Annotated in this window: 16 protein-coding genes; 7 read left to right on the top strand and 9 right to left on the bottom strand. The window is 39.8% G+C overall.

The genetic code is table 11. The features are described from left to right. Positions 1–174: 174 nt before the first annotated feature. From A6E04_RS01250 to A6E04_RS01220, 7 genes are all read right to left on the bottom strand, one after another. Positions 175–627, bottom strand: coding sequence for a beta-galactosidase subunit beta (locus A6E04_RS01250; RefSeq protein ID WP_065609508.1), 453 nt, complete (start codon positions 625–627; stop codon positions 175–177). Continuing rightward, positions 627–3,728 (bottom strand): beta-galactosidase subunit alpha, encoded by a 3,102-nt coding sequence (ebgA, locus tag A6E04_RS01245; protein WP_083198868.1) that lies wholly within the window; start codon positions 3,726–3,728, stop codon positions 627–629. Before ebgA ends, A6E04_RS01250 begins: the two co-directional genes overlap by 1 nt. A gap of 339 nt (positions 3,729–4,067) precedes the next feature. Further along, a complete protein-coding gene (gene ebgR / locus A6E04_RS01240) occupies positions 4,068–5,063 on the bottom strand; it encodes a transcriptional regulator EbgR (protein WP_065609504.1) in 996 nt (331 codons plus the stop codon). A 184-nt stretch (positions 5,064–5,247) separates the two neighbouring features. Continuing rightward, positions 5,248–6,588: an MATE family efflux transporter gene (locus A6E04_RS01235; RefSeq protein WP_065609503.1), complete on the bottom strand. Its 1,341-nt coding sequence runs from the start codon at positions 6,586–6,588 to the stop codon at positions 5,248–5,250. Between the two features lie 121 nt (positions 6,589–6,709). Beyond that, the gene (locus tag A6E04_RS01230) at positions 6,710–7,489 is read right to left on the bottom strand and encodes a 3'-5' exonuclease (RefSeq protein WP_023603048.1); all 780 of its coding nucleotides are present in this window, start codon (positions 7,487–7,489) and stop codon (positions 6,710–6,712) included. Between the two features lie 2 nt (positions 7,490–7,491). After that, positions 7,492–9,351: a putative nucleotidyltransferase substrate binding domain-containing protein gene (locus A6E04_RS01225; protein ID WP_065609501.1), complete on the bottom strand. Its 1,860-nt coding sequence runs from the start codon at positions 9,349–9,351 to the stop codon at positions 7,492–7,494. Positions 9,352–9,491: 140 nt separating this feature from the next. Continuing rightward, entirely contained in the window at positions 9,492–11,123 is a 1,632-nt protein-coding gene (locus A6E04_RS01220) for a sodium/sugar symporter (RefSeq protein ID WP_065609499.1), read from the bottom strand. 253 nt (positions 11,124–11,376) lie between these two features. Here A6E04_RS01220 and galE point away from each other — a divergent pair, with 253 nt between their 5' ends. The 5 genes from galE to A6E04_RS01195 all read left to right on the top strand — a co-directional run bounded on the left by galE (position 11,377) and on the right by A6E04_RS01195 (position 18,500). After that, complete coding sequence (galE, locus tag A6E04_RS01215) at positions 11,377–12,387, top strand: UDP-glucose 4-epimerase GalE (protein WP_065609497.1); 1,011 nt, start codon at positions 11,377–11,379, stop codon at positions 12,385–12,387. 5 nt (positions 12,388–12,392) lie between these two features. Beyond that, the gene (locus tag A6E04_RS01210) at positions 12,393–13,442 is read left to right on the top strand and encodes a UDP-glucose--hexose-1-phosphate uridylyltransferase (RefSeq protein ID WP_065609495.1); all 1,050 of its coding nucleotides are present in this window, start codon (positions 12,393–12,395) and stop codon (positions 13,440–13,442) included. 74 nt (positions 13,443–13,516) lie between these two features. Then, complete coding sequence (gene galK / locus A6E04_RS01205) at positions 13,517–14,677, top strand: galactokinase (protein ID WP_065609493.1); 1,161 nt, start codon at positions 13,517–13,519, stop codon at positions 14,675–14,677. Positions 14,678–14,687: 10 nt separating this feature from the next. Next, on the top strand, positions 14,688–15,749 hold the full coding sequence (galM, locus tag A6E04_RS01200) for a galactose-1-epimerase (protein ID WP_065609491.1): 1,062 nt from the start codon (positions 14,688–14,690) through the stop codon (positions 15,747–15,749). 168 nt (positions 15,750–15,917) lie between these two features. Then, positions 15,918–18,500: a sensor histidine kinase gene (locus tag A6E04_RS01195; protein WP_023604505.1), complete on the top strand. Its 2,583-nt coding sequence runs from the start codon at positions 15,918–15,920 to the stop codon at positions 18,498–18,500. A gap of 62 nt (positions 18,501–18,562) precedes the next feature. Here A6E04_RS01195 and A6E04_RS01190 read toward each other — a convergent pair whose 3' ends face one another. Beyond that, on the bottom strand, positions 18,563–19,561 hold the full coding sequence (locus tag A6E04_RS01190) for a substrate-binding domain-containing protein (protein ID WP_023604506.1): 999 nt from the start codon (positions 19,559–19,561) through the stop codon (positions 18,563–18,565). Positions 19,562–19,691: 130 nt separating this feature from the next. Here A6E04_RS01190 and A6E04_RS01185 point away from each other — a divergent pair, with 130 nt between their 5' ends. After that, complete coding sequence (locus tag A6E04_RS01185; RefSeq protein WP_012552240.1) at positions 19,692–20,024, top strand: tRNA-binding protein; 333 nt, start codon at positions 19,692–19,694, stop codon at positions 20,022–20,024. Positions 20,025–20,321: 297 nt separating this feature from the next. After that, a complete protein-coding gene (locus A6E04_RS01180) occupies positions 20,322–21,824 on the top strand; it encodes an alanine/glycine:cation symporter family protein (RefSeq protein WP_065609489.1) in 1,503 nt (500 codons plus the stop codon). A 100-nt stretch (positions 21,825–21,924) separates the two neighbouring features. Here A6E04_RS01180 and A6E04_RS01175 read toward each other — a convergent pair whose 3' ends face one another. Then, on the bottom strand, positions 21,925–22,392 hold the full coding sequence (locus tag A6E04_RS01175; RefSeq protein WP_065609487.1) for a hypothetical protein: 468 nt from the start codon (positions 22,390–22,392) through the stop codon (positions 21,925–21,927). Positions 22,393–22,400: the final 8 nt, after the last annotated feature.

The raw sequence follows: 22,400 nt of genomic DNA, 5'->3' as shown, positions 1-22,400 counted from the left end.
GGTACTCCGATGAATCACATATTGTAGGTATGATGGGAGAGATTTGGTTGCGATTTTCGAACCAATCTCTCCCTATTATTTGGCTCTGAATATATTTCCAGATGCCGATTTTTATTATTGTTTTATTTCTATGTCGCTTTGTTTCATGGAAACAGTTTCTTATGTAGTTTGGTATTACTTATTCAAGAAATAACCATCTTCGATAGTGACTTTTAGAACCACTTTACGAACACGATTATCGCCATGGAATTTGTACGCTTTGTTGTTATCAAATACAGCTACTTGGCCTTCACAAAGTTGATGTATTTGACCATTACCGTTTAGGTGTTCTCGGTCAGTTTCATCTGAATAGGCTTGCACACTTTCTAGGTCAGACTTATCAGCCACTTCAACGGTTTCACGGCCTTCGAGGTAATAGTGGATGTCGAAATAACGACGATTACCTACAAAGTTGTCTGTGTTTTTAGCTACGCCATCTTCAATCATGTAAACCAGAGAATCGCCAATTGAATACATGATGCCGTCTTTTAGATTGCCAATGTTTTCAATCGCTTCAACACAACGGTTCCATTTACGGCCGTCACGATATACCACTTTAAATTGTTCTAAGTTGTCTAAAATGATCATTACTTTTCTCCGCCTTCAACTGTTGTTTTTGAAGTGAATGTCGTGTTTGAGGTAAATGTGTGATTCGCTAATGCTTTTGGTGAGCAACCACCTTGTTGGAATGGCACTAGAGTCAGTGCATATTGGAATTTATCCATGTACACACGGTATGAATCTAATACTTCAGAGCCCCAAGAGTTAGACCCTAAGCCCATCAGTTTGTGATCAAGGTTTAGCGTAATATAGCCACTCTTCTCAAGCTCAATCGTGTGCTGCGCTTCATGGATGTTTTGGTTGGTATAGAACCAAGCACTGAAGCTAATCTCTTGCTCAGGTTTCACAAACAGACCAGAGCCGTGACGATTCGCTAGCGATGCCCAACGAACGTGCTGACGATTACCGTTATTTTGTGGGAACGGGTAGTTCTCAAACATATTAGCAACGGTTGTTTTGTATACGTCAATTACGTTTGCTTGTTGGCTATCTTGATAGTTCTCTTCAGGGCCTCGACCGTAGTATTGCACTTGGTCAAACTCGTTGTTGATGCCTAAATCTAAGCCAAGTACAGGGATAACATGAGGGTAATCACCGTAACGCTCACCAGATAATTGAATGTTCAGTTGGCCTTCTTTATTGATTTCATACACGTAAGTGCAACGCATACCAAAATCAAATACTGGCGGAGCAATGATGCTCGTTACTGTAAAGGTTGCCTTACCATTTGAGGCATTAAGGTCGATAGAGCGGAAGTGCTCTTGCATGATTTGAAGATGCGCAGGCTCCCACAGACCTTCATGCTCTTGCTTATGGTTATCTACCATTGGTTTGAAGAAATTCAGTTTAGGTGAGCTTGCGATTAGCTCTTCGCCATTCACTAACCATGAGGTTAATTTACCGTTCACTTTTGAGAAAGTAAGCGCAAAGTTAAGCCCTTTTACAACATAATCTAAACGAGATGCTGTGATATCAAGAGCTATCGCATTGCTGTTTGAGAACACTGGCAGTTGCTCTGTGTTTTCTTTTAACTGAACTTGGTAAATCGCAATGTCGTGATTCGCTTCGCTGTATAGAGTGCGGGAATCTTTACGCACAGTGAAGTTAATGAAGGCTTCACGGCCGTCTAGCTCTGGCAGTGCGATTTCAATATCACGGCTTGAGTTTTCAACCAAACCTTCTACTTTAAGCGTGGTGCTTTGCAGTGTTTCGCCTTCAGCACGGATCTCAGCGGTAATGGTGTAGTCATCAAGGTTTGAGAACCACAACTTATTATCTACCGTGAAAATGCCGTTTGCTGCGTCTTTCGCTTGGATCTTAATCGGTGCGATAACTTGCTTGTACTCTTTCAAGCCAGGACCTGGAGTTTGATCCGAGTAAACTAAGCCATCCATACAGAAGTTGTAGTTGTTTGGATAATCGCCGTAATCGCCACCGTATTTTAAGAACTCAGTGCCATTTTCGTCTTTAGCAAGAATGCCGTGATCACACCATTCCCAAACATAATGTCCTTGAATAGAGTCATGCTTGTAGAACACGTTTTGGTATTCAGTTAACCCACCAGGGCCATTACCCATTGCGTGTGCGTATTCACAAATGATGCGTGGTTTATTATGAGGATGTTCACCAAAAGCATTCATTAGTTGAGCACGAGAGTACATAGTACTGATGATATCAACCACTTCAGCATCACGGTCTTCTTCGTAATGAACTAGGCGTGTGTCATCAATCGCTTTTGCAGCATCGTACATTGATTTGATATTACAGCCGTAACCCGATTCATTACCCAGTGACCACATGATGATTGATGCGTGGTTCTTTTGAGCGTGAATATGGCGCTCAATACGTTCAACAAATACGTGTTCCCATGCAGGATCATTGGTGATGCGGCTTAAATCTCCAACGTTAGCAAAGCCGTGTGTTTCTACATCGGTTTCACCCATAACAAATAAGCCGTATACATCACACAGTTCATAGAAACGAGGATCGTTAGGGTAGTGAGCAGTACGTACAGAGTTGATGTTGTGTTGTTTCATCAAAACGATGTCTTTCTCAACACGATCCATACCCACAGCGCGACCTTTTAAGTGGTCGTTATCATGACGGTTCACACCATGCAGCATTACGTATTTATTGTTGATGTAGAACAGACCATCGCGCACTTTAATGTCGCGGAAACCAACGCGGTTTGGGATGATTTCTAGTGTCTTACCATTTTCATCTTTTAGAGTCAGGATCAGTTGGTATAGGTAAGGATTTTCTGCCGTCCAATGTGTTGGGTTTTCCATATCGATAGTAACGTTCACATCAAGAGTCGAATCAAAAGATAATGAATCGATAGAGCCTTGAGCTATGTTTGTTGCACCATCAAATAATGCGTATTCAAGTGAATAGTTAGAGATTGAGCTGTTTGTTAGGTTTTCTATTTCTGCCTTGAACGATAATGTCGCACTTTGATAATTTTCATCAAAGTCAGTACGGATAGTAATGTCTTGAACATGAACTTGTTCTTTACCTACTAGGTAAACGTCACGGAAGATACCGCCTGTCCACCACATATCTTGGTCTTCAATATAGGTTGAATCAGCCCATTGCATTACACGAACAGAAAGCAGGTTTTCACCTTGTTGTGCAAATTCAGAGATATCAAATTCAGCAGTTAAACGACTGCCTTTACTAAAACCAACGTAGTTACCGTTTACGTACACTTCAAAGTAGGTTTCTACGCCATCAAATTTGATAATGGTTTGTTTGTCGTTCCACGTTTCACCTAGTGTGAATGTACGTTGGTAAGCGCCTGTTGGATTATCACTTGGTACAAAAGGAACATCGATAGGGAAAGGAAAACCTTCATCTGTGTATTGAAGATCACCATGACCTTCCATTTGCCACATGTTAGGAACAGTAATATTGCCCCAATCGCTCATGTGATCAGAGTAGAACTCGTCAGGTACAAGCAGTGGGTTAGTGAAGAAGTTGAAAGTCCATTGGCCACTTAATAGTTGGTAGTGGCTGCTTAATTCACGTTGGAATGTCTTTGCAGTTTGAACTGAGTCGTATGAGAAGAAGTAAGCGCGTGGTGCCATGCGGTTCTCATTTAAACGGAAGAAGTTTTCCCAATTGTTCACGTGTAGCCTCCCGGTCGATGCCGATAGTTCTTATAAATAGGTAATAAATCAATCTCTGGTAAAAGATATTAACTAAAGTTTTAGTAAAACAAATCGGTAAATTGTTTTACTTTTAACTTGGTCACATAATGAACTGAGCTTTGTGAGCTTGGTAACGTTAATCTGAGTTGTAGAAACAATTCATTAACTTTAATTGATTAATAAATAGATAAAATAAGTGTGAAGTGATGCGGTATTGTGCAGGAATAGAAAAGAGTAGGGTAATTCGTTAAAATTTAGATGTAAAAAAAGCAACGTATCAACGCTGCTTTTATAAAAGTGAATCAGTGTATTTGTAATTTATTTTTTAGTGGTATCACGTAAACGTAACTTACTAGGAATATACGCTCTGATTGGGATGACTCGTTCATCACGGCGACGTTCTATCAATAAGTTAACGCCTTGGCTTCCCATTAATTCTGAATGAATGCGAACGGTAGAGAGAGAAGGGAAGGTAAACTTCGCTGTCGGAATATCATTCACACTGATTAACGCGATGTCTTCAGGAATACGTAAGCCTTTCTCATGAATTGCACGCAACACACCAATAGCGATTGAATCTGAGGCAATAAATAACGCACTTGGGTGATCGGTTTCTAACATGATTTTTGCAAGCTTATAGCCTGATGAGCTTGAAAATGCACCACGATATAAATCAGATTCAGATACTACGCCTTTTAATTGGCCGTATTCAGTAAAGACTTCTTCTCGAATATCAGAGCAATCAATATCATCTTGCCCACCAATAAAGCCAATGCGATCGTAGCCTTGATTGATAAAGTAGTTGATCACTTCTTTACTGATCCTTGTTAGATCAATATCAACAGAATCAAACTCTTGGTCGTGATCAGTGTAATCAATATAAACAATGTTATTGCAGATCTTTTGAATCTCTTTCAGCTGCTTTTTATTTTGGCGGCCAACGAGTAAAATACCATCAACGTTATGGTTTTTAATATCAAGATTACTTTCATAGCTATTGGTTAATACGATATCAAATTTATCACATTGGGTTTCAATACCATGACGTATAGCGAGGTAGTAGGGGTCATTCACTTCTGTTTCTTGCTTATAATTATAAAGCGCTAAAAAGTGAAGATTCTCTTGTACTTGTTTTGGCAATGCGGCTGCTAGTTTTCTGGTGCTGCTGGTCTTGTACTCTAGCTTTTCTGCAATTTCAAAAATGCGTCGTCTGGTTTCTTCTTTTACGCTTAGCGTTGGATCTTCATTTAATACACGAGATACTGTCGCCAATGAAACTCCAGCTTCGTTGGCTATTTCCTTTAACGTTGCCATTCATCCTCCAGCCATAACGTTTTTAATCTATTACTTCTCATAGTACTGAATTAGCACTTACTACGATACTAAAATTATCATGAATTTAGTAAAACTTTTATTATATGAGAGACAAAGTCATCGTATGTTATCGAAGATCCGTTGAGTTCGTCTCTTTTCTAGTTAACTGATTAATGTATTGTTGCTATAGCGTGTATTTAATCCATTTTTTTGCTCGCCAGCGATAAGCCATAATCAATCCTCTAAACCACTCATCCATCGCAACGGCAAGCCAGGCACCTAATACGCCATAACCCCAATGTATACCTAAGAAATAACTCATTACAACACCGATGCCCCATATACTCAGTATCCCCATCTGAACAGGGAATTTAATGTCTCCTGTCGCTTTTAAGGCAGAAATAAAGATGAGATTAAATACACGGCCTGCCTCAAGCAGTATTGAGCCTGTAATTAAGCTTGCAACCAAAAGAATAACCTCAGGATCTTGGGTGAATACATCAATGATCTCGAACCGGAAAAGATAAATCATGATCGTTATCAGTAAAGAGGCAATAAAGCTGACGACAAAGTATTTTTGTACTTTCAAGGTGATGTCATCTATCCATCCTTTGCCGACAAAATAGCCAGTCTGAATTTGACTGGCTTGGCCGATAGAAAGAGCAAAGGCAAAAGAAATACGCGCAATATTCTGTGCGTAAGTGAAGGCAGTTAATGACGCGGTACCCATTTGAACGATAAAGAATACAATCGCCATTTGCGCCATATTATAAGAAAGCACTTCGCCTGAGTTCATTGCACCAATGGTTAATATTTTTTTGTATATTGCTTTTGGTACGTCACGATACTGGGCTAATGGTAAGGTAATTTCTTTTTTTCGCAGCACAACTAAAAATAATAAGGTGCCGATGCATTGACTAAATACGGTTGAGATAGCAACACCTGCAACGCCATAAACAGGCAGTCCAAAAGGTTGGTATAAAGCACAGTAATTGCCGATGATATTAATCGCGCCAGCAATGAGGTTAATGACCATTGGGGATTTTGCGTATCCGTGGCTACGTAGAATTGTCGAGAATACAATACCAATGGTGATAGAGAAGGTGAATGCCCCGCTAATCAGTAAGTATTCGGTTGCGTACTGTTCTACTTGGGCTTCTAAATTATACAGAGGGATCAAATACTCAGCACCGACTACGGCAAACAAGCTGAGAAATAGCCCGACAATAATAGCCAGAAACACACTGGCAATGCCTACATGGACTACGTCGTCATAACGACCTGCGCCATTGTATTGAGAGATTAATATGCCAGTGCCGCTGCTGACCATGCTAGAGACTACGATTAGGAAAAAGGATATTTGAGAAATAACCCCAACCGCAGAAACTGCGTGATCAGAATAACTAGATAGCATGAAAACATCACTGGTATTAATGGCAGTGCGGAGTAGCGTTTCAATGAATATTGGCCAAGTTAAGGCAATAATATTCATTCTTTTATTCATTGTAGCTTCGGTTCTTGGCATGGAAATATGATCTAAATAAGAAAGCGATTAAAAATAATGACATGCAGAGGGTTCAGCGTGCCATGAAAAGTGATTCAGGTTTATAAGTAACGGTTGAGATTACTGATTTTACTTAATTTGGTTATTGTGATTTTTGATATAAAAGCCCAATAGGAGCAATAGCTTGATTAAATAGTCGTTTTCTTTGTGCTAAAAAAAGTTCAGCCGTCGCAATTGCATCGACTAAGGCATGGTGAGCAGGGTAGTTAGGCAGTTTATATTGACGTCTAAGAGAGAATAAACGGAAATCTCTTTGATAGCGATTATGCTGAATTGTATTTTGCTCAATTCTCAACGTGTCTAACCAAATTATGGGTAGGGTTGGAAGTTGGTGTGACAGAAAAAATTGCTCTAAAAAACGCTGTTCTATTGTGGCACCATGAACAATTAAAATACTGTTTGGAAGGCTGGTAAAGAACCGTTCCATTGCCTTTTCAATTGATATACCTGTCTTTTGCTGTTCAGGTAGTATGTGATGCAACGAACGAGCGGTATGATCTACCTCTGGATGTTCAGACAGCGAGCTTTCTACTGTTGGTTCATTGATAATGTAATGTTGAGCACTGCTAAGCTTAATTGTATTTTTAATAATATGAACCCAGCCGATACTGACAATATGGTCGCTTTCTGGGTTAAGCCCTGAGGTTTCAAAATCTACGACAGTAAAGGTCATGTTATTACTGTCTTCTTTTGGGCTTGGATAAGGAGATTTAAGTAAAACGTGTAAGTAGTTAGGCAATGTTGGATCTTGGGTAACAATTGCTTGTCTCTGTTCTTCTAAACGCGTTAATGGGTGGCGGTTAGAAAAAAGATCCATCATATGGTTAATTATGTTTTTACGCTCTAATGAGTTGTCTAACATTTTTACACACCAAACTTCATTTTCATTAATTCTTGAAAGGTTGACACAATACGGAACGCATCTTTTATATGCTGACGTTCAAAACTACCAAATAAATCTGGCTGCAATTGGTTATCAATGGGTTTTTCATTTTGTATCGCTTGTAATTGGTGCTGAAATCTCAGGCGATTAACGTAATGATAGGTTTCACTGAGATCTTGGTAAGTGACATCATTTAACACTTTATTCTCATGCAAGAACGCCATTCGCTCACTCGTGTTTAGTGCTGTTCCTCCTTCCATTAATGAATGAATACGAATGAAATCGACCATGCAAGAAATAGCGGCTTTTTTGATATTTAATACTTTATTATTATTGCCGTCCTTTTCTAATACCAAGTTTTTAAATATCCCCAGTGGTGGACGCGTTCTCAAGGTATTACGAAGCATTGCGATAGTGAGCGACATATTTTTACTTACCAATTCATGACGGCAAGCATCGACGTTCTCAAATAGGTCGTCATCACCATAAATAGGGCGAACTTCTAAAAATACATTTAGGTTAAGTAATAAATCGTATTCAGGGTTCGTACTCCATTTACGATAATATTCTTGCCAAATGTGCGCTTTTTGGCACCATTTAGGTGTAGCGGCCATGAAGCGGCCTGTACATAAGCTGTAATCTAACTCAGAAAGCGCTTTACATACGTACATTGCAAAATGGTTGAAGTAAATCCTATCGGATCCCGTAGCATCGTCAGCAAGGATGATGGCATTGTCTTGATCAGAAGCTAAATGAACTTCATTTCGAGCATGAGAACCTGCAACTATCCAAGTAAACTTACAAGGTGGCTGACCAAATTGAACGATGGCGAGTTCTATTAATCGATAAGTGAAGGCATCGTAAATCATACTCAGAACTTGTCCGATGATGGTTGGTGATGCGTTACTCCCCATCATGCTTTGAAATACGGCACTGCGCTGCTTAGATAAATCGATTAAAGCTGCAATCGAGTCAGCGTGACGAATTTTATCAAGTAAGAAAATAGATTGAACGCTATCGTTTTGAATTAAATGCTGCGGAGTGATAAATCCTGTGACTTGTTTTTGATTATTGAGTACAGGAATGTTTTGAATATTGTGCTTCATCATTAAATGAACGGCACTCATTACTAGATCATCTTCATACACAGTATGGATATCTTTAGTCATGATAGAACTGATGGGTTCATGCACGTTTTTGGCTTGAGCAACAACGCGCTTAGTCATGTCTTTATCAGTAATCATTCCTATTAAAATTCTGTTTTCATCCACGATAAACGCACAAGAAACCCCAATAACATTACGCATTTGATGAGCGACTTCTTGAATCGTATCTGTGGGAGAAACGATGGCTATTTTAGGATCGGCAAGATCGCTGTTAGGACGAAGATAATGCTGATGGGTGTGTTGTTCACTATTTTGTTTTGCATCTTGAGCGCGTAAGCGAGTATTTAAACTTAAAGCAAGTGATGAAGCAATTTGAGGATAAGCGTCAACAGATACTATTAACGATGCGTAATCAAAGCGATAAAGAAGCGTATTTTCTATAGCTAAAATAGAGTAGCCAAATTCTGAGTCATTTTGTTGTAGGTTAAAACCAAAAATGTCTTCTTCCCCTAATTTGGCACGTAGTGTTCCATCAAGGTTATTCTGCTGCATAACGCCCGTTCGAATAATATAAAGATAGGTAGAATTATCGTCATTTGTGATGGTTTCTTCAGGACCAAGTAATAAGATATCGACAGTTTGAGCGATGTCATTGAGCGCAGTGGAAGGCAATAAGTTAAAAGGGTAAATTGTCTGTAAGAAGGAAACAATGTTAGGGAGGAGTTCATTATTCATAGTGGTTACACCTTCTTATTTATTCATTATGATTGTTAATTACACTTTATTTTAACCAAGTATTGAAGGCTATTCATAGTAATTACAAGGTTCAGATGATTACTATGAATAGCCTCATCACACGATGAGGCTAGAGAAGATTACCAGAATACTGAATACAGCACTGCAAGAATAATCACAACTACATAGGCTGCAATATTAAAGCTGCGCTCAGTGGTAAACATTGAAGAATCTAATGCGATAGCTTTAGGGTCATCATCATTTTCAGAAGAGCTCAAACTGGTAAATGCGATCACTGCCATTGTAAACAGTAGCGTATAAAGCATTTGGTCCATGAAAGGCATATTCAACGGCATAAACTTCAAGAATAGCGCAAATGGGATAGATACAATCACACCAATAACCGCACCTTTACTGTTGGTTTTTTTCCAAAATAGGCCAAGTAAGAACACCGCTAAGATACCTGGGCTAACTAAACCTGTGTATTCTTGAATATATTGGAATGCTTGACCAAGATTGCTTAGCAGTGGTGCTATTAAACAAGCAATGACCAATGCAACAACGGCAGAAATACGCCCAACATTTACCAATTTATGATCACCGGCTTTTGGCCCAATAAATTCTTTGTAAATATCCATAGTGAAAATCGTGGCGGTTGAGTTCAGCATTGAAGCCAACGATGAAACAATGGCAGCAGCTAGCGCTGCAAATACGATACCTTTAAAGCCAGCAGGTAGGAATTGAGTTAGCCAAGGGTAGGCTTTATCTGCATGAGCAAGAGAGGGAACGTTAACCGTTGCTATATTTCCAAGTTGGGACATAAGCTCTGGTGAAGTAGTGATGACATAGGCGGCAATGCCTGGAACAACAACAAGGAAAGGTACAATTAGCTTTAAGAAAGCGGCAAATATAATGCCTTTTTGTGCTTCAGCAATTGATTTCGCAGCTAAGGTTCGTTGAATTATGTATTGGTTGAAGCCCCAGTAATACAAGTTTGCTACCCATAAACCACCAATGAGAACTGCGATACCCGGTAAATTTATATATTGAGGATTACTTTGGTCTAGAATCATCTCAAAGTGTTCAGGTGCTGCCGCTGCCATTTTAGACAATCCACTGAGCCAACCATCATCGCCACCAATAAAGTCAACTGCCATATAGGTAGTTAGCAGTCCGCCTAGAATAAGGAAGAATACTTGGATGACATCCGTCCAAACTACGGCAGATAAGCCACCGTAAATTGAATAAGCTAATGCAAAAACCGCTAACCCGATAATGGAATACATTAGTGGAATACCAAGGATTGTTTGTAAGGCAAGTCCGCCCAAGTATAAAACAGAGGTTAAGTTTACAAAGATATACAAGCCAATCCAGAATATAGCCAAAATGGTTTTTAAGTTTTTGTTAAAGCGTTTTTCAACAAACTCTGGAATTGTATAGATACCTTTATCAATAAATATAGGCAAAAAGTATTTACCAACAATAATTAAAGTAATTGCTGCCATCCATTCATACGAAGCAATCGCTAAACCAATCGAGAAACCTGACCCTGACATACCAATAAACTGTTCTGCTGAAATATTGGCTGCAATTAGTGACGAGCCTACTGCCCACCAAGGCAGAGACTTTCCTGCGAGGAAATAATCCTCAGTACTTTTTTTAGTGCCTTTTTTATCTCTGGAAACCCAGAGTCCTACACCAATGATGATTGCTACATAGAGAGCAAAAACAATGATATCTACAGCACCTAATCCATTTTCTACATGAGACATAGCATTAAACCTACCACTTGTTATTTTCGTTTGGGCCTGAATTGTAAACGTTTACAATTTGAGTGGCGGTGATAAATGTCACAAATTGTTACATATGATTTTTATTTTAAATCTAGGAAGTAAATGACTATTTTTTTGTATTTTCGCTATTATTTATGATTTAGTGTAAACGTTTACATTTTTTGAAAGTGATCACGATATTGTTTTAAATTCGCTGATAAACTTTACTAAAATTCAATAGGAAGGTTTAACCATGAAAGTATTAGTAACTGGCGGAATGGGCTACATCGGCAGCCATACCTGTATCCAAATGATCGAAGCAGGTATTGAACCTATCATTTTGGATAACTTGGGAAACAGCAAAGTCGCAGTGCTTGATCGCATCGAAGCGTTAACTCAAGTTCGTCCTGTCTTTTATCAGGGAGATATTCGTGATGAAGCCTTTCTAGATAGTATTTTTGCTGAACACACTATTTCATCGGTGATTCACTTTGCCGGTTTAAAAGCCGTCGGTGAGTCTGTTGCAAAACCTCTAGAGTATTACGACAACAACGTTAATGGTTCATTGGTGCTAGCTCGTTCAATGCGAAAAGCGAATGTAAAAAGCATCGTATTTAGCTCATCAGCAACCGTCTATGGCGATCCTGCGATTGTGCCTATTACAGAGAATTCTCCGACAGGGGCAACAACCAATCCTTACGGACGCAGTAAATACATGGTTGAAGAATGCTTCTCAGATTTATTTGATGCAGAGAACGATTGGAGCATTACCTTACTTCGCTATTTTAATCCAGTAGGCGCACATCCATCAGGCACGATGGGAGAAGATCCGCAAGGCATTCCAAATAACTTAATGCCATTTATTGCACAAGTGGCGGTAGGTCGCCGAGAATCATTGTCTGTATTTGGTAATGATTATCCAACATCAGATGGCACAGGGGTTCGTGATTATATTCATGTGATGGATCTAGCAGATGGGCATATCGCAGCATTAAAAGCGGTAGGTGAAAAATCAGGGCTTCATATTTACAACTTAGGTACGGGTAAAGGGTCAAGTGTTTTAGAAATGGTTGAGGCGTTTGCACAAGCATCGGGTAAGCCAGTTCCTTATACGTTGTGTCCTCGTCGTGCGGGTGACATTGCAGAGTGTTGGGCAAGCACAGAAAAAGCAGAGAAAGAATTAGGCTGGAAAGCGACTCGAAACGTCATGGAAATGAGTGCTGATACATGGCGCTGGCAGTCAAATAATCCAAAAGGATATTAATAGTTATGTCTACTCAAGAATTTAACCCAGTTGATCACCCGCATCGCCGTTATAACCCATTAACGGGACAGTGGATTCTAGTCTCACCGCACCGAGCTAAACGTCCGTGGGGTGGCCAAGATGAAAAACCATCGACAGAGCAATTGCCACAATACGACAAAGGCTGTTTCTTATGCCCAACTAACGACCGTATCTCTGGTGATACCAATCCAGATTACAAAGGCACTTACGTATTCAGTAATGATTTTGCTGCACTGATGACAGACTCACCAGAAGCGCCAAAATCAACAAATCCCTTATTTAGAACTGAAGGCGTTCGTGGGTTAAGTCGTGTTATTTGCTTCTCTCCAGATCACAGCAAAACCTTGCCAGAGCTGCCAGTAGGTCAAATTCGTAATGTGATTGAAACGTGGAATGATCAAATTGAAGAGTTAGGTAAAGAATACGTTTGGGTACAAGCGTTTGAGAACAAAGGTGAGACGATGGGTTGCTCTCAGCCGCACCCGCACGGTCAAATTTGGGCAAACAGCTTCTTACCTAATGAAATTGAACGTAAAGAAAAACACCTAAAAGAGTATTATCAAGAACACGGCTCAAACCTATTGGTTGATTACGTTGAATCAGAATTAAACGATGGCGAGCGTACGGTTGTAGAAACGGAACACTGGATAGCCGTGGTTCCATATTGGGCTGCATGGCCATTTGAAACCATGCTATTACCAAAAACACACATTCGTCGTATGAGCGAGTTAACAGACGAGCAACGTGATGATTTGGCGTTAGCAATCAAAAAACTAACCAGCCGTTACGACAATTTGTTCCAGTGCTCATTCCCATACTCAATGGGCTGGCATTACGCGCCTTTCTTTGAAGAGGGCACAGATGTTGATCATTGGCAACTGCATGCACTGTTTTATCCGCCACTGCTTCGCTCAGCTTCGGTTCGTAAATTTATGGTGGGCTATGAAATGTTAGCGGAAAGTCAACGTGATTTAACCGCAGAGCAAGCCGCACAAAAACTGCGTGATGTGAGTGATGTGCATTATAAGGATTAGGGACTAGAGCAGGGCGCTTGCGACCGACCTGAAACCTAAAAATAGAATTCCCTATAAAATTTGAGAACAAGATTATGACAAACCTAATTCAAAACGTAAAAGACGCATTCAACTCCGTACTTTCTTATGCTCCAACGCACATTGTTCAAGCGCCGGGTCGTGTGAACTTAATTGGTGAGCACACCGATTATAACGACGGTTTCGTACTGCCTTGTGCGATTAATTATCAAACGGTAGTGGCAGCAGCAAAGCGTGATGACAATATCGTTCGTGTCGTATCGGTAGATTATGGCAATGAAACCGACGAGTTTGATATCACTCAAGAGATTACCTTTCAAGAAAACAAAATGTGGGCAAACTACATTCGTGGCGTAGTGAAATGTTTAATTGGGCGTGGTTTTGAATTTAAAGGCGCAGATATCTCTGTATCAGGCAATGTTCCTCAAGGTGCTGGTCTTAGCTCGTCTGCCGCGTTAGAAGTGGTTATCGGTCAAACGTTTAAAGAGCTATATAACTTAAACATTAGCCAGGCAGAAATTGCCCTAAATGGTCAGCAAGCCGAGAACGAATTTGTTGGTTGTAATTGCGGCATTATGGATCAGATGGTTTCAGCAGAAGGTAACGAAAATCACGCGATGTTATTAGATTGTCGCTCATTAGAAACAACAGCGGTAGCAATGCCAGAAGACATGTCGGTAGTTATCATCAACTCAAATAAAAAGCGTGGTTTGGTGGATTCTGAATACAACACCCGCCGTGAGCAATGCGAAGAAGCGGCGCGTATTTTTGGAGTGAAAGCCCTGCGTGATGTGTCGATTGACATGTTTAATGCCAAAGCGCATGAATTGGATGAAATGGTCGCAAAACGTGCGCGTCATGTCATTACTGAAAATGATCGCACCGAAGAGGCAGCAAAAGTGTTAGCGTCTGGTGATATGAAACGCATGGCTGTATTGATGGCAGAATCCCATGCCTCTATGCGTGATGATTTTGAAATCACCGTAAAAGAAGTTGACGCTTTAGTCGATATCGTGAAAAACGTGATTGGTGAGAATGGCGGCGTTCGCATGACAGGTGGTGGTTTTGGTGGCTGTATTGTTGCTTTAGTGCCACCAACATTGGTTAATGACGTAAAAGCGGCAGTTGAAGAATTGTACGAATCGGCAACTGGCTTAAAAGAATCTATTTATGTGTGCCAAGCAAAAAATGGTGCAGGTCTGGTTGAAAAACACTAAAGGACAAAACATGACAGAACAATCAACCTTGTTCGAAACCATGACAAAGGAGGCGGCCAGTGATGGTCGTCTTGCTCAGTTATTCGAACTTGAAAATAAAAACGGAATGCGTGCCGTGTTCATGGATATTGGCGCAACATGGCTAAGCTGTAAAGTACCAGTAAAGGATAAGCTACGTGAAGTATTGCTAGGCCAGTCGACAATGGCGGACTTTGAGAAACAACAAAGCTACATGGGCGTTACCGTTGGTCGTTACGCTAATCGGATTGCGAATGGCCAATTCAAAATTGATAATACTAAATATCAGATAGAAACAAACCAAGCAGGAAACACCTTGCATGGTGGGCCTGAAGGGTTTGATAAACGCCGCTGGTCAGTGGTTGACGAAACGACAAATAGCGTTGAATTTAGCCTAGTATCCCCCGATGGCGATCAAGGTTTTCCAGGCGAATTAACCGTTAACGTAAAATACCAGCTCACTGACGATAATGAAGTCGTGATCCGTTATAACGGCGGCACCACTAAATCAACACCGATTAATTTAACCAATCATGCGTATTTTAATTTGCTTGGTGCGGACAGTGAATATCTCGCTCTTGATCATATCTTAAGCGTTAATTCAGAAGAGTTTGTTCCAACGACCGACGTTGGTATACCTAAAGGGCAGTGGAAAAAGGTCAAAAATACCAATTTTGATTTTACTGATCCAAAAGTGATCTCCCAAGATTTCATGCTCGATAAAGATCAAGAAAAAGCCAAAGGTTACGATCACTCATTTGTGCTTGATAAAACCTGTGCAAAAGGGGAGTGTGCCGCAAGCTTAACGTCTCCAGATAGCTTAGTTACTCTGCATGTATTGACGACAAAGCCTGCAATGCAATTGTATACAGGAAATTGGCTAGCAGGAACCCCGAATCGAGTAGGTGGGGAATACCAAGATTACTCAGGGGTAGCATTGGAAACGCAGTTTTTACCCGATGTGCTTAATCACCCTGAATGGCCGCAACCAAGTGCCCTTTTATTTCCTAGTGAAACGTATCAGCACGAGACTCGTTACCAGTTTATTGCGTAATAAAATCATCACTTATTCGTCATCTTCCCTAGCCATTACTTTGCTAGGGATTTTTCGATCAAAAAATTAATGAGGCTTAGATCATAATTAGACATGCTTTTTTATGACAAAATGCCTATGCTGATTATAGTTAATAACTATACAGATAAACTAGGTGCTGGATTTTTTATGAGTAAAGATATGTCACTAAAGAAGAAAAGCATTCTTGCATTGGGTTGTTATGTTTGTTTTTTAATTGCGATTATCGGTAGTATTACTTACTACGTTGTCGAACCGCCGATCCGCCAGAATCTAGAAAATAACCTTGATTTAAGAACGCAGTTACTGGCTAGAGAAATAGAAGACCCCTTAAATCACTCTATTTCGACGATGCATGCCTTGGTTGGTGTGGCGGTTAGTGGGTATTCCCCCAATATCATTCAAAACATGGTCTCCTCAGTGTTTAAAGAAAGTGATGACATTATCATTAGCGGTGGTATATGGCCTGAACCCAACACACTCATTCCTTCTCAGCGTTTAGCTAGTGTATTCTTCTCACGAAGCGATGATGGAAAGGTTACGTTAATTAATGATTACAACACTCCTAGTGCCTCTCCTTATCAAAACGAATCTTGGTACACGTCAGTCGCTCATGAAAATAGCCGTAATCTTGAGTTCTCTTGGTCAGAAGTTTATATCGACCCATTTACTAAGCAAAAGATGATCACCGCTTCTCAGCCCTATTTCGATGACGGTAAATTTGCGGGTGTTGCGACGATTGATATTTCATTAAAAGGCTTAATTGGTGTTATTGAATCTCAAGCTGAAAAGCATGAGCTAGGTATTATCATTCATAATGACGATACGACTATCGCAGAGTATAAATTCAACATACAAGAGAATATGTACATTGTTAAGCACATGATGAATGAGCTTAATTGGAAAATACAGGTTGTAAATTCTTATCACACAGTTGCCGATGAAGTGTTTGCTCAAATTATTCGAGTTGAACTGAGTATTGTGCCGATCTTATTGCTGTGTGTGATTATTGGTTATTATGTAATTAACCGTGGTCTGATTAATCCTATTATTTTAATCTCAAATCAAATTAATGAAACGGGTTCGAAAGAACATATTAATATTGATTACACTTCTAAAGATGAAATTGGTCATTTGATTTCATCTTTTAATAAGAAAACAGAATTCCTTGAAATAGAGAAAGTCAAAGCGGAATCTTCAACCAAAGCGAAAAGTTCTTTCTTAGCGAATATGTCTCATGAAATACGAACGCCGTTAAATGGCATTATCGGTATGTCTGATATTTTAGCGGATACGGATTTGAATCCAGTTCAAACAGAGTATTTGCATACCATTGATACATCTTCGCAAACTTTACTGTTATTAATTAACGATATTCTTGATTTATCTAAAATAGAATCCGGCAATCTTGTGCTTGTTCCACAAGAGTCTAATGTAGCAGAAGTGGCTTACGACACGTTAACCGTGGTATTAGGTAAAGCGTCAGATAAAGGGCTTTCCCTGCAAATTGAGTTGGCACAAAATCTTCCTGAATTGGTGATGTTAGATGAACATCGATTACGTCAGGTTCTGATGAATCTCATGTCTAACGCGGTTAAATTCACGAAAAATGGGGCGGTAATTCTCTCTATTAATTATGAAGAACGTGGAAACTCACGTGGGGCCTTATTGTTCTCTGTAAAAGATACGGGCATTGGTATTAGTAAAGATAAACTAAAACAAGTGTTTGAACCTTTCACTCAAGAAGACAGTTCTATCACTCGTCAATTTGGCGGTACAGGACTAGGGTTAGCTATTTGTCGTCAATTGGTTGAGCTATTAGGCGGTGAAATTAAGTTGGATTCAGAAAAAGGATTCGGCAGTAAATTCTATTTTATGCTTGATGTCGAGGTGGTTGAATCGACCACTGAAAAATTGAATGAATGCAGTGGAACTACGTGCTTAATTGTGGGTAATAATAAAAATTATGCGTCTCAGTTAAATAGAGAATGCACGAAATTAGGATTACTAACGACGATAGCCGCAAGTAATGATGATATCGAAACACAAGCGGCTCGCTACGATGTGGTTATGTATTGCCAACACGCGCTTACGCCAACGCTTGATGATGTGAAGAAAATGAACGAGATGCATCGTCGTCCGGTCTTAGTTATTTGTAGAAAACAAGAAGATGAAAAGGTCGACTTCAATCATTCGATTGATGGGTTAGTCATGTATCCTTTGCTTGGTAAGCGATTTAGTAAAGTCATGACCCAAGCATTAAAAACGGCGAAACTTAAACAGCAAGAAAGTGAAGAAGGGCAGATAGAAGATGCGTCTTCAATTGATTTAGCGGCAGAGCAAAACAACGTTGTAGAGCAAAAAATCATACTTGTTGTAGAAGATAACTTAATTAACCAAAAAGTGGCGTCGTTGTTACTGAAAAAAGAAGGCTTCCGTGTTGATCTTGCCAATGATGGTAAAGAAGCGGTAGATATGATTAAGGCACAAACGACATCCTATTCTTTGATACTGATGGATTGCATGATGCCTATCATGGATGGATTTGCGGCGACAGAAGCGATTCGAGAGTGGGAGCAGCAACAGAGCCAAAAACGATTGCCGATTATTGCCTTAACCGCGAGTGTATTTGTGGAAGATATCGATAAATGTTATCAGTCAGGAATGGATGATTATGTCGCAAAACCGTTTAAGAAAGAGCTTATTTTAGAGAAATTAGAGGCATATACTTAGCAGAGTTAATATATTCCTCATATAAACAAAAAGGCCAAGCATCATCATGCTTGGCCTTTTTGTTAGCGTTTTTTTACAGACAGACGCTCAACTAACGTTGCTTCAAAAGTTTGACCTTGGGTTTCCCCTGAGTTTCCTTTTGCTAAGGCAAGTGAGAGTTTTACTGCTGTTTCTGCCATCGCCTGAATAGGGTAGTGAATTGTAGTCAGTTTTGGATGAAGGTATTTCGCGATTAAGCCGTTATCAAAGCCCATTAAAGAGATGTCATTGGGTACAGAAATATGCTGTTTCTCTAAGGTAGATAATGCTCCTGCTGCCATGTAATCGTTATAACAAACCACCGCAGTTATTGGCAGATTACGTGTTAACAACTCCGCCATAGCTTGTTCTCCCCCTTCATCACTTGGCTGAGCTTCTGTAATGTAGTCATGATTGAGCGTGATGTTACGTGCGTTTAATGCTTGTAAATACCCTGCTTTTCGGTGATGTGAATCGTCAATGTCGTGTTCTGAATTGATGTATGCGATATGTTCATGACCTTGAGACAATAAATATTCTGTGGCTACGAATGAGCCATGTTGATTATCAAGGGCAATACATCGGTTTGTAATTTCAGGGATATGGCGATTAATGATCACCAAACCTGGGACTTCTTCTGCAAACTGGATCAGCTCTTGGTTGCTTAATCCTTTGGCATGAATAACAAGAGACTCACAGCGGTTATTAATAAGCAGTTCAAGGGCTTCTTTTTCTGTGGTGGCATCGTGGTAGCCATTACCAATTAATAAATGTTTTTGATGATCTTGAGCTACATTATCTATCGCTTTGATCATGGAACCAAAAAATGGATCAGATACGTCACCGACCATAACACCAATGGTATTGGTACTTTTACTGACTAAGGCGCGGGCATTCGCGTTTGGGCGATAGCCGAGTTTTTTCATTGCTAAACTGACTGATGCAATGGCGGCTTTGCTTGCTTTTGGTGATTTATTTACGACTCGAGAGACGGTGGCAACTGACACACCGGCTTCCTTTGCGACATCTTTAATGGTTGCCATAATCGTTATTTATACCTGTAGTTTGATCAAGTTAAAATTTTAGTAAATATTTAATGTTGTTTTCTTGCTCAATTGATTATTACTGATTAATGTAAACGTTACCACTCAGTTAAGCTAAGGATAAAGTAAAATGGAAACAATTGCATACGGTGATTTCGCAAAACTGGATATTCGTGTCGGTAAAATTACAGACGTAAAGCGTCATGATAACGCGGACAAACTTTATATTGTTCAAATTGATGTCGGAGAACAGAGTTTACAAACCGTCACTAGCCTCGTTCCTTATTATACAGAAGAAGAATTAATGGGTAAGCAAGTGGTTGTATTGTGTAACTTGGCAAAGGCGAAAATGCGTGGAGAAACTTCAGAATGCATGTTGTTGTGTGCAGAAACAGAAGATGAATCAGAAAGCGTGTTATTAACGCCAGAACGTTTGATGCCTGCGGGCGTAAAAATCGTTTAATTGAATAGGCCTAGAAATAACACAGTTCTAGGCTTTTCTCTTCGTAAGCTCTATTTTTAGTAATTAACCTGCCTAATATTGACTAAATATCATCCAAACCCTGTTTTGGTAGTGTAAATAATCACCAATTCATATCTTCTTAGTTTTATCTATTCGTTTAGTTTATCTTTTTCGTTATTTAGTGCTTTAATTCACATTTTTGTGTCTAAGACTCTTTTCTTGTTAACTTATTGTTACGCATTAGGGTATGGTTTGGTTAAATATTAAACCATATTCATAAACTGAAAAGGATTTTATATGCAAGGTATCGTTGATTTTCTTAATAGCATCATCTGGAGCCCGGTCTTGATTTACCTGTGTTTGGGGTCTGGTTTGTTTTATTCTATTCAAACTCGATTCGTTCAAGTTCGACATTTTAAAGAGATGTGTCGTTTGTTGGTATCGAACAAAGAATCAAGTAAAGGGATCAGTTCATTCCAAGCATTAGCCGTTTCATTATCTGGCCGTGTTGGTACGGGGAATATCGCAGGGGTTGCTGCGGCGATCGGTTTTGGTGGCCCAGGTGCTATATTCTGGATGTGGGTAGTGGCCTTTTTAGGAGCAGCAACCGCGTATGCAGAATCCACTCTTGCTCAAATCTATAAAGAAGAAGATGAAGGTCAATTCCGTGGTGGTCCAGCGTACTATATTGAAAAAGCAATGGGTCAAAAGTGGTATGCATGGATATTTGCTATCGCGACGATTTTTGCGTGTGGTGTGTTACTTCCGGGTGTGCAATCAAACAGTATCGGTAATGCGGTTGAAACTGCATTTGGTACGGGTGGTATGATTGACACGGGTATTGGCGTGTTCAGTTTTGCGAAAATTTTCACTGGTGCGGTTATCTCAGTGATTCTTGGTTTCATCATTTTTGGTGGCGTTAAGCGTATCGCGCATTTCACTCAAATTGTCGTGCCATTCATGGCATTGGCTTATATTATTTTAGCGTTTGTTATCATCCTTCTTAATATCAGCGAAGTGCCAGCCATTTTCAGTATGATTATTGGTGATGCATTTACCCCAATGGCAGGCTTTGGTGCCGCAATTGGTTGGGGTGTTAAGCGTGGTGTTTATTCTAATGAAGCCGGTCAGGGTACCGGTCCTCATGCGGCAGCCGCTGCAAGTGTTGAACATCCTGCTCAGCAAGGGCTAGTGCAATCGTTTTCAATCTACATTGATACATTGTTAGTGTGTTCTGCAACAGCATTTATGATTCTAATTACGGGAACTTATAATGTTCAGGGCAGTGGCGAAGGTGTTTTCTTAGTACAGAATATTTCTGAGACGATTGGGGCAAATGGCCCTATGTTTACCCAACTCGCGATTGAAAGTACGTTACCGGGTATTGGTAAAATCTTCATTGCATTTGCGTTGTTCTTCTTTGCTTTTACAACGATTCTTGCTTATTACTACATTGCAGAAACCAACATCGCTTACATTCGTCGTACCGTTAAGGTTGATGGCATGATGTTTATCCTGAAATTGGTGATTATGTCTGCGGTCTTCTATGGCACGATTAAAACTGCCAATATGGCGTGGGCAATGGGGGATATTGGCGTAGGTTTAATGGCATGGCTGAATATCATTGGTATTTTGATTATCTTCTTTATGTCTAAACCTGCACTAAAAGCGTTGAAAGATTATGAAGATCAGCAACGACGAGGGGTTAAGACCTACACGTTTAACCCTGTTAAATTAGGGATTAAAGGCGCAACGTATTGGGAAGGGAAGTGGAAAAGAGACCAAGCAAAAAAGAAATAATTAAGTAATTAAATAAATATTAAAACGCCAAGTAGAAATGATCTACTTGGCGTTTTTTATTTAAGGAATAGAAAGAAACATTAACGTTCTAAATATTCATTTATAGAATGGCGTTGACTGTATTATCAACAATGTCTACTGATGTTTTAATCTCATTTCCTAGTGCTGAAGGGTACCAAACTTCTACCCAGATTTTATCTACGTGGTTTGGTAGCATCACATTCGTCGTGAACTCTATTGTATCATTCATCGGAGTCAGAATAATCTGAGAGGTGTGGTCTACAATGCCTTCGTTAAATTCCGTATAAATAGACATGAATCCTCTATCACTTTGAGAGCTAGCAACAGAGAGGTTAAAACTGACTTCTCGTTCCGTTGAGAAAGAAAAACCTTCAGGAGCCGACAATTCACTAGTACTTACCCCAACTTGTGTTTCAGGTATTGCACTCACGTTTGAGGGAGTAGACCCCGGTGTTGAACTACCGCTACTGCCGCCGTCACCTCCGCTATCACAAGCTGAAAGAAACGTAAGAGTGACAATGCTTAGTAATAAATTGATATTTTTCATAAATCCTC

This window comes from Aliivibrio logei (assembly GCF_001691055.1).
GTDB classification, from domain to species: Bacteria; Pseudomonadota; Gammaproteobacteria; order Enterobacterales; family Vibrionaceae; genus Aliivibrio; species Aliivibrio salmonicida.
The sequence above is the reverse complement of the archived record's forward strand: the minus strand, read 5'-3'. Positions and strand labels throughout refer to the sequence as shown.

Excerpts from the sequence above, each read along its gene's own strand:
- A6E04_RS01230 (WP_023603048.1), bottom strand. The coding sequence starts at position 7,489 with ATGTTAGACAACTCATTAGAGCGTAAAAACATAATTAACCATATGATG.
- A6E04_RS01180 (WP_065609489.1), top strand. The coding sequence starts at position 20,322 with ATGCAAGGTATCGTTGATTTTCTTAATAGCATCATCTGGAGCCCGGTC.
- A6E04_RS01195 (WP_023604505.1), top strand. The coding sequence starts at position 15,918 with ATGAGTAAAGATATGTCACTAAAGAAGAAAAGCATTCTTGCATTGGGT.
- galE (WP_065609497.1), top strand. The coding sequence starts at position 11,377 with ATGAAAGTATTAGTAACTGGCGGAATGGGCTACATCGGCAGCCATACC.
- galM (WP_065609491.1), top strand. The coding sequence starts at position 14,688 with ATGACAGAACAATCAACCTTGTTCGAAACCATGACAAAGGAGGCGGCC.
- A6E04_RS01250 (WP_065609508.1), bottom strand. The coding sequence starts at position 627 with ATGATCATTTTAGACAACTTAGAACAATTTAAAGTGGTATATCGTGAC.
- A6E04_RS01235 (WP_065609503.1), bottom strand. The coding sequence starts at position 6,588 with ATGCCAAGAACCGAAGCTACAATGAATAAAAGAATGAATATTATTGCC.
- A6E04_RS01175 (WP_065609487.1), bottom strand. The coding sequence starts at position 22,392 with ATGAAAAATATCAATTTATTACTAAGCATTGTCACTCTTACGTTTCTT.
- A6E04_RS01225 (WP_065609501.1), bottom strand. The coding sequence starts at position 9,351 with ATGAATAATGAACTCCTCCCTAACATTGTTTCCTTCTTACAGACAATT.
- A6E04_RS01210 (WP_065609495.1), top strand. The coding sequence starts at position 12,393 with ATGTCTACTCAAGAATTTAACCCAGTTGATCACCCGCATCGCCGTTAT.
- ebgR (WP_065609504.1), bottom strand. The coding sequence starts at position 5,063 with ATGGCAACGTTAAAGGAAATAGCCAACGAAGCTGGAGTTTCATTGGCG.
- A6E04_RS01190 (WP_023604506.1), bottom strand. The coding sequence starts at position 19,561 with ATGGCAACCATTAAAGATGTCGCAAAGGAAGCCGGTGTGTCAGTTGCC.
- A6E04_RS01185 (WP_012552240.1), top strand. The coding sequence starts at position 19,692 with ATGGAAACAATTGCATACGGTGATTTCGCAAAACTGGATATTCGTGTC.
- A6E04_RS01220 (WP_065609499.1), bottom strand. The coding sequence starts at position 11,123 with ATGTCTCATGTAGAAAATGGATTAGGTGCTGTAGATATCATTGTTTTT.
- galK (WP_065609493.1), top strand. The coding sequence starts at position 13,517 with ATGACAAACCTAATTCAAAACGTAAAAGACGCATTCAACTCCGTACTT.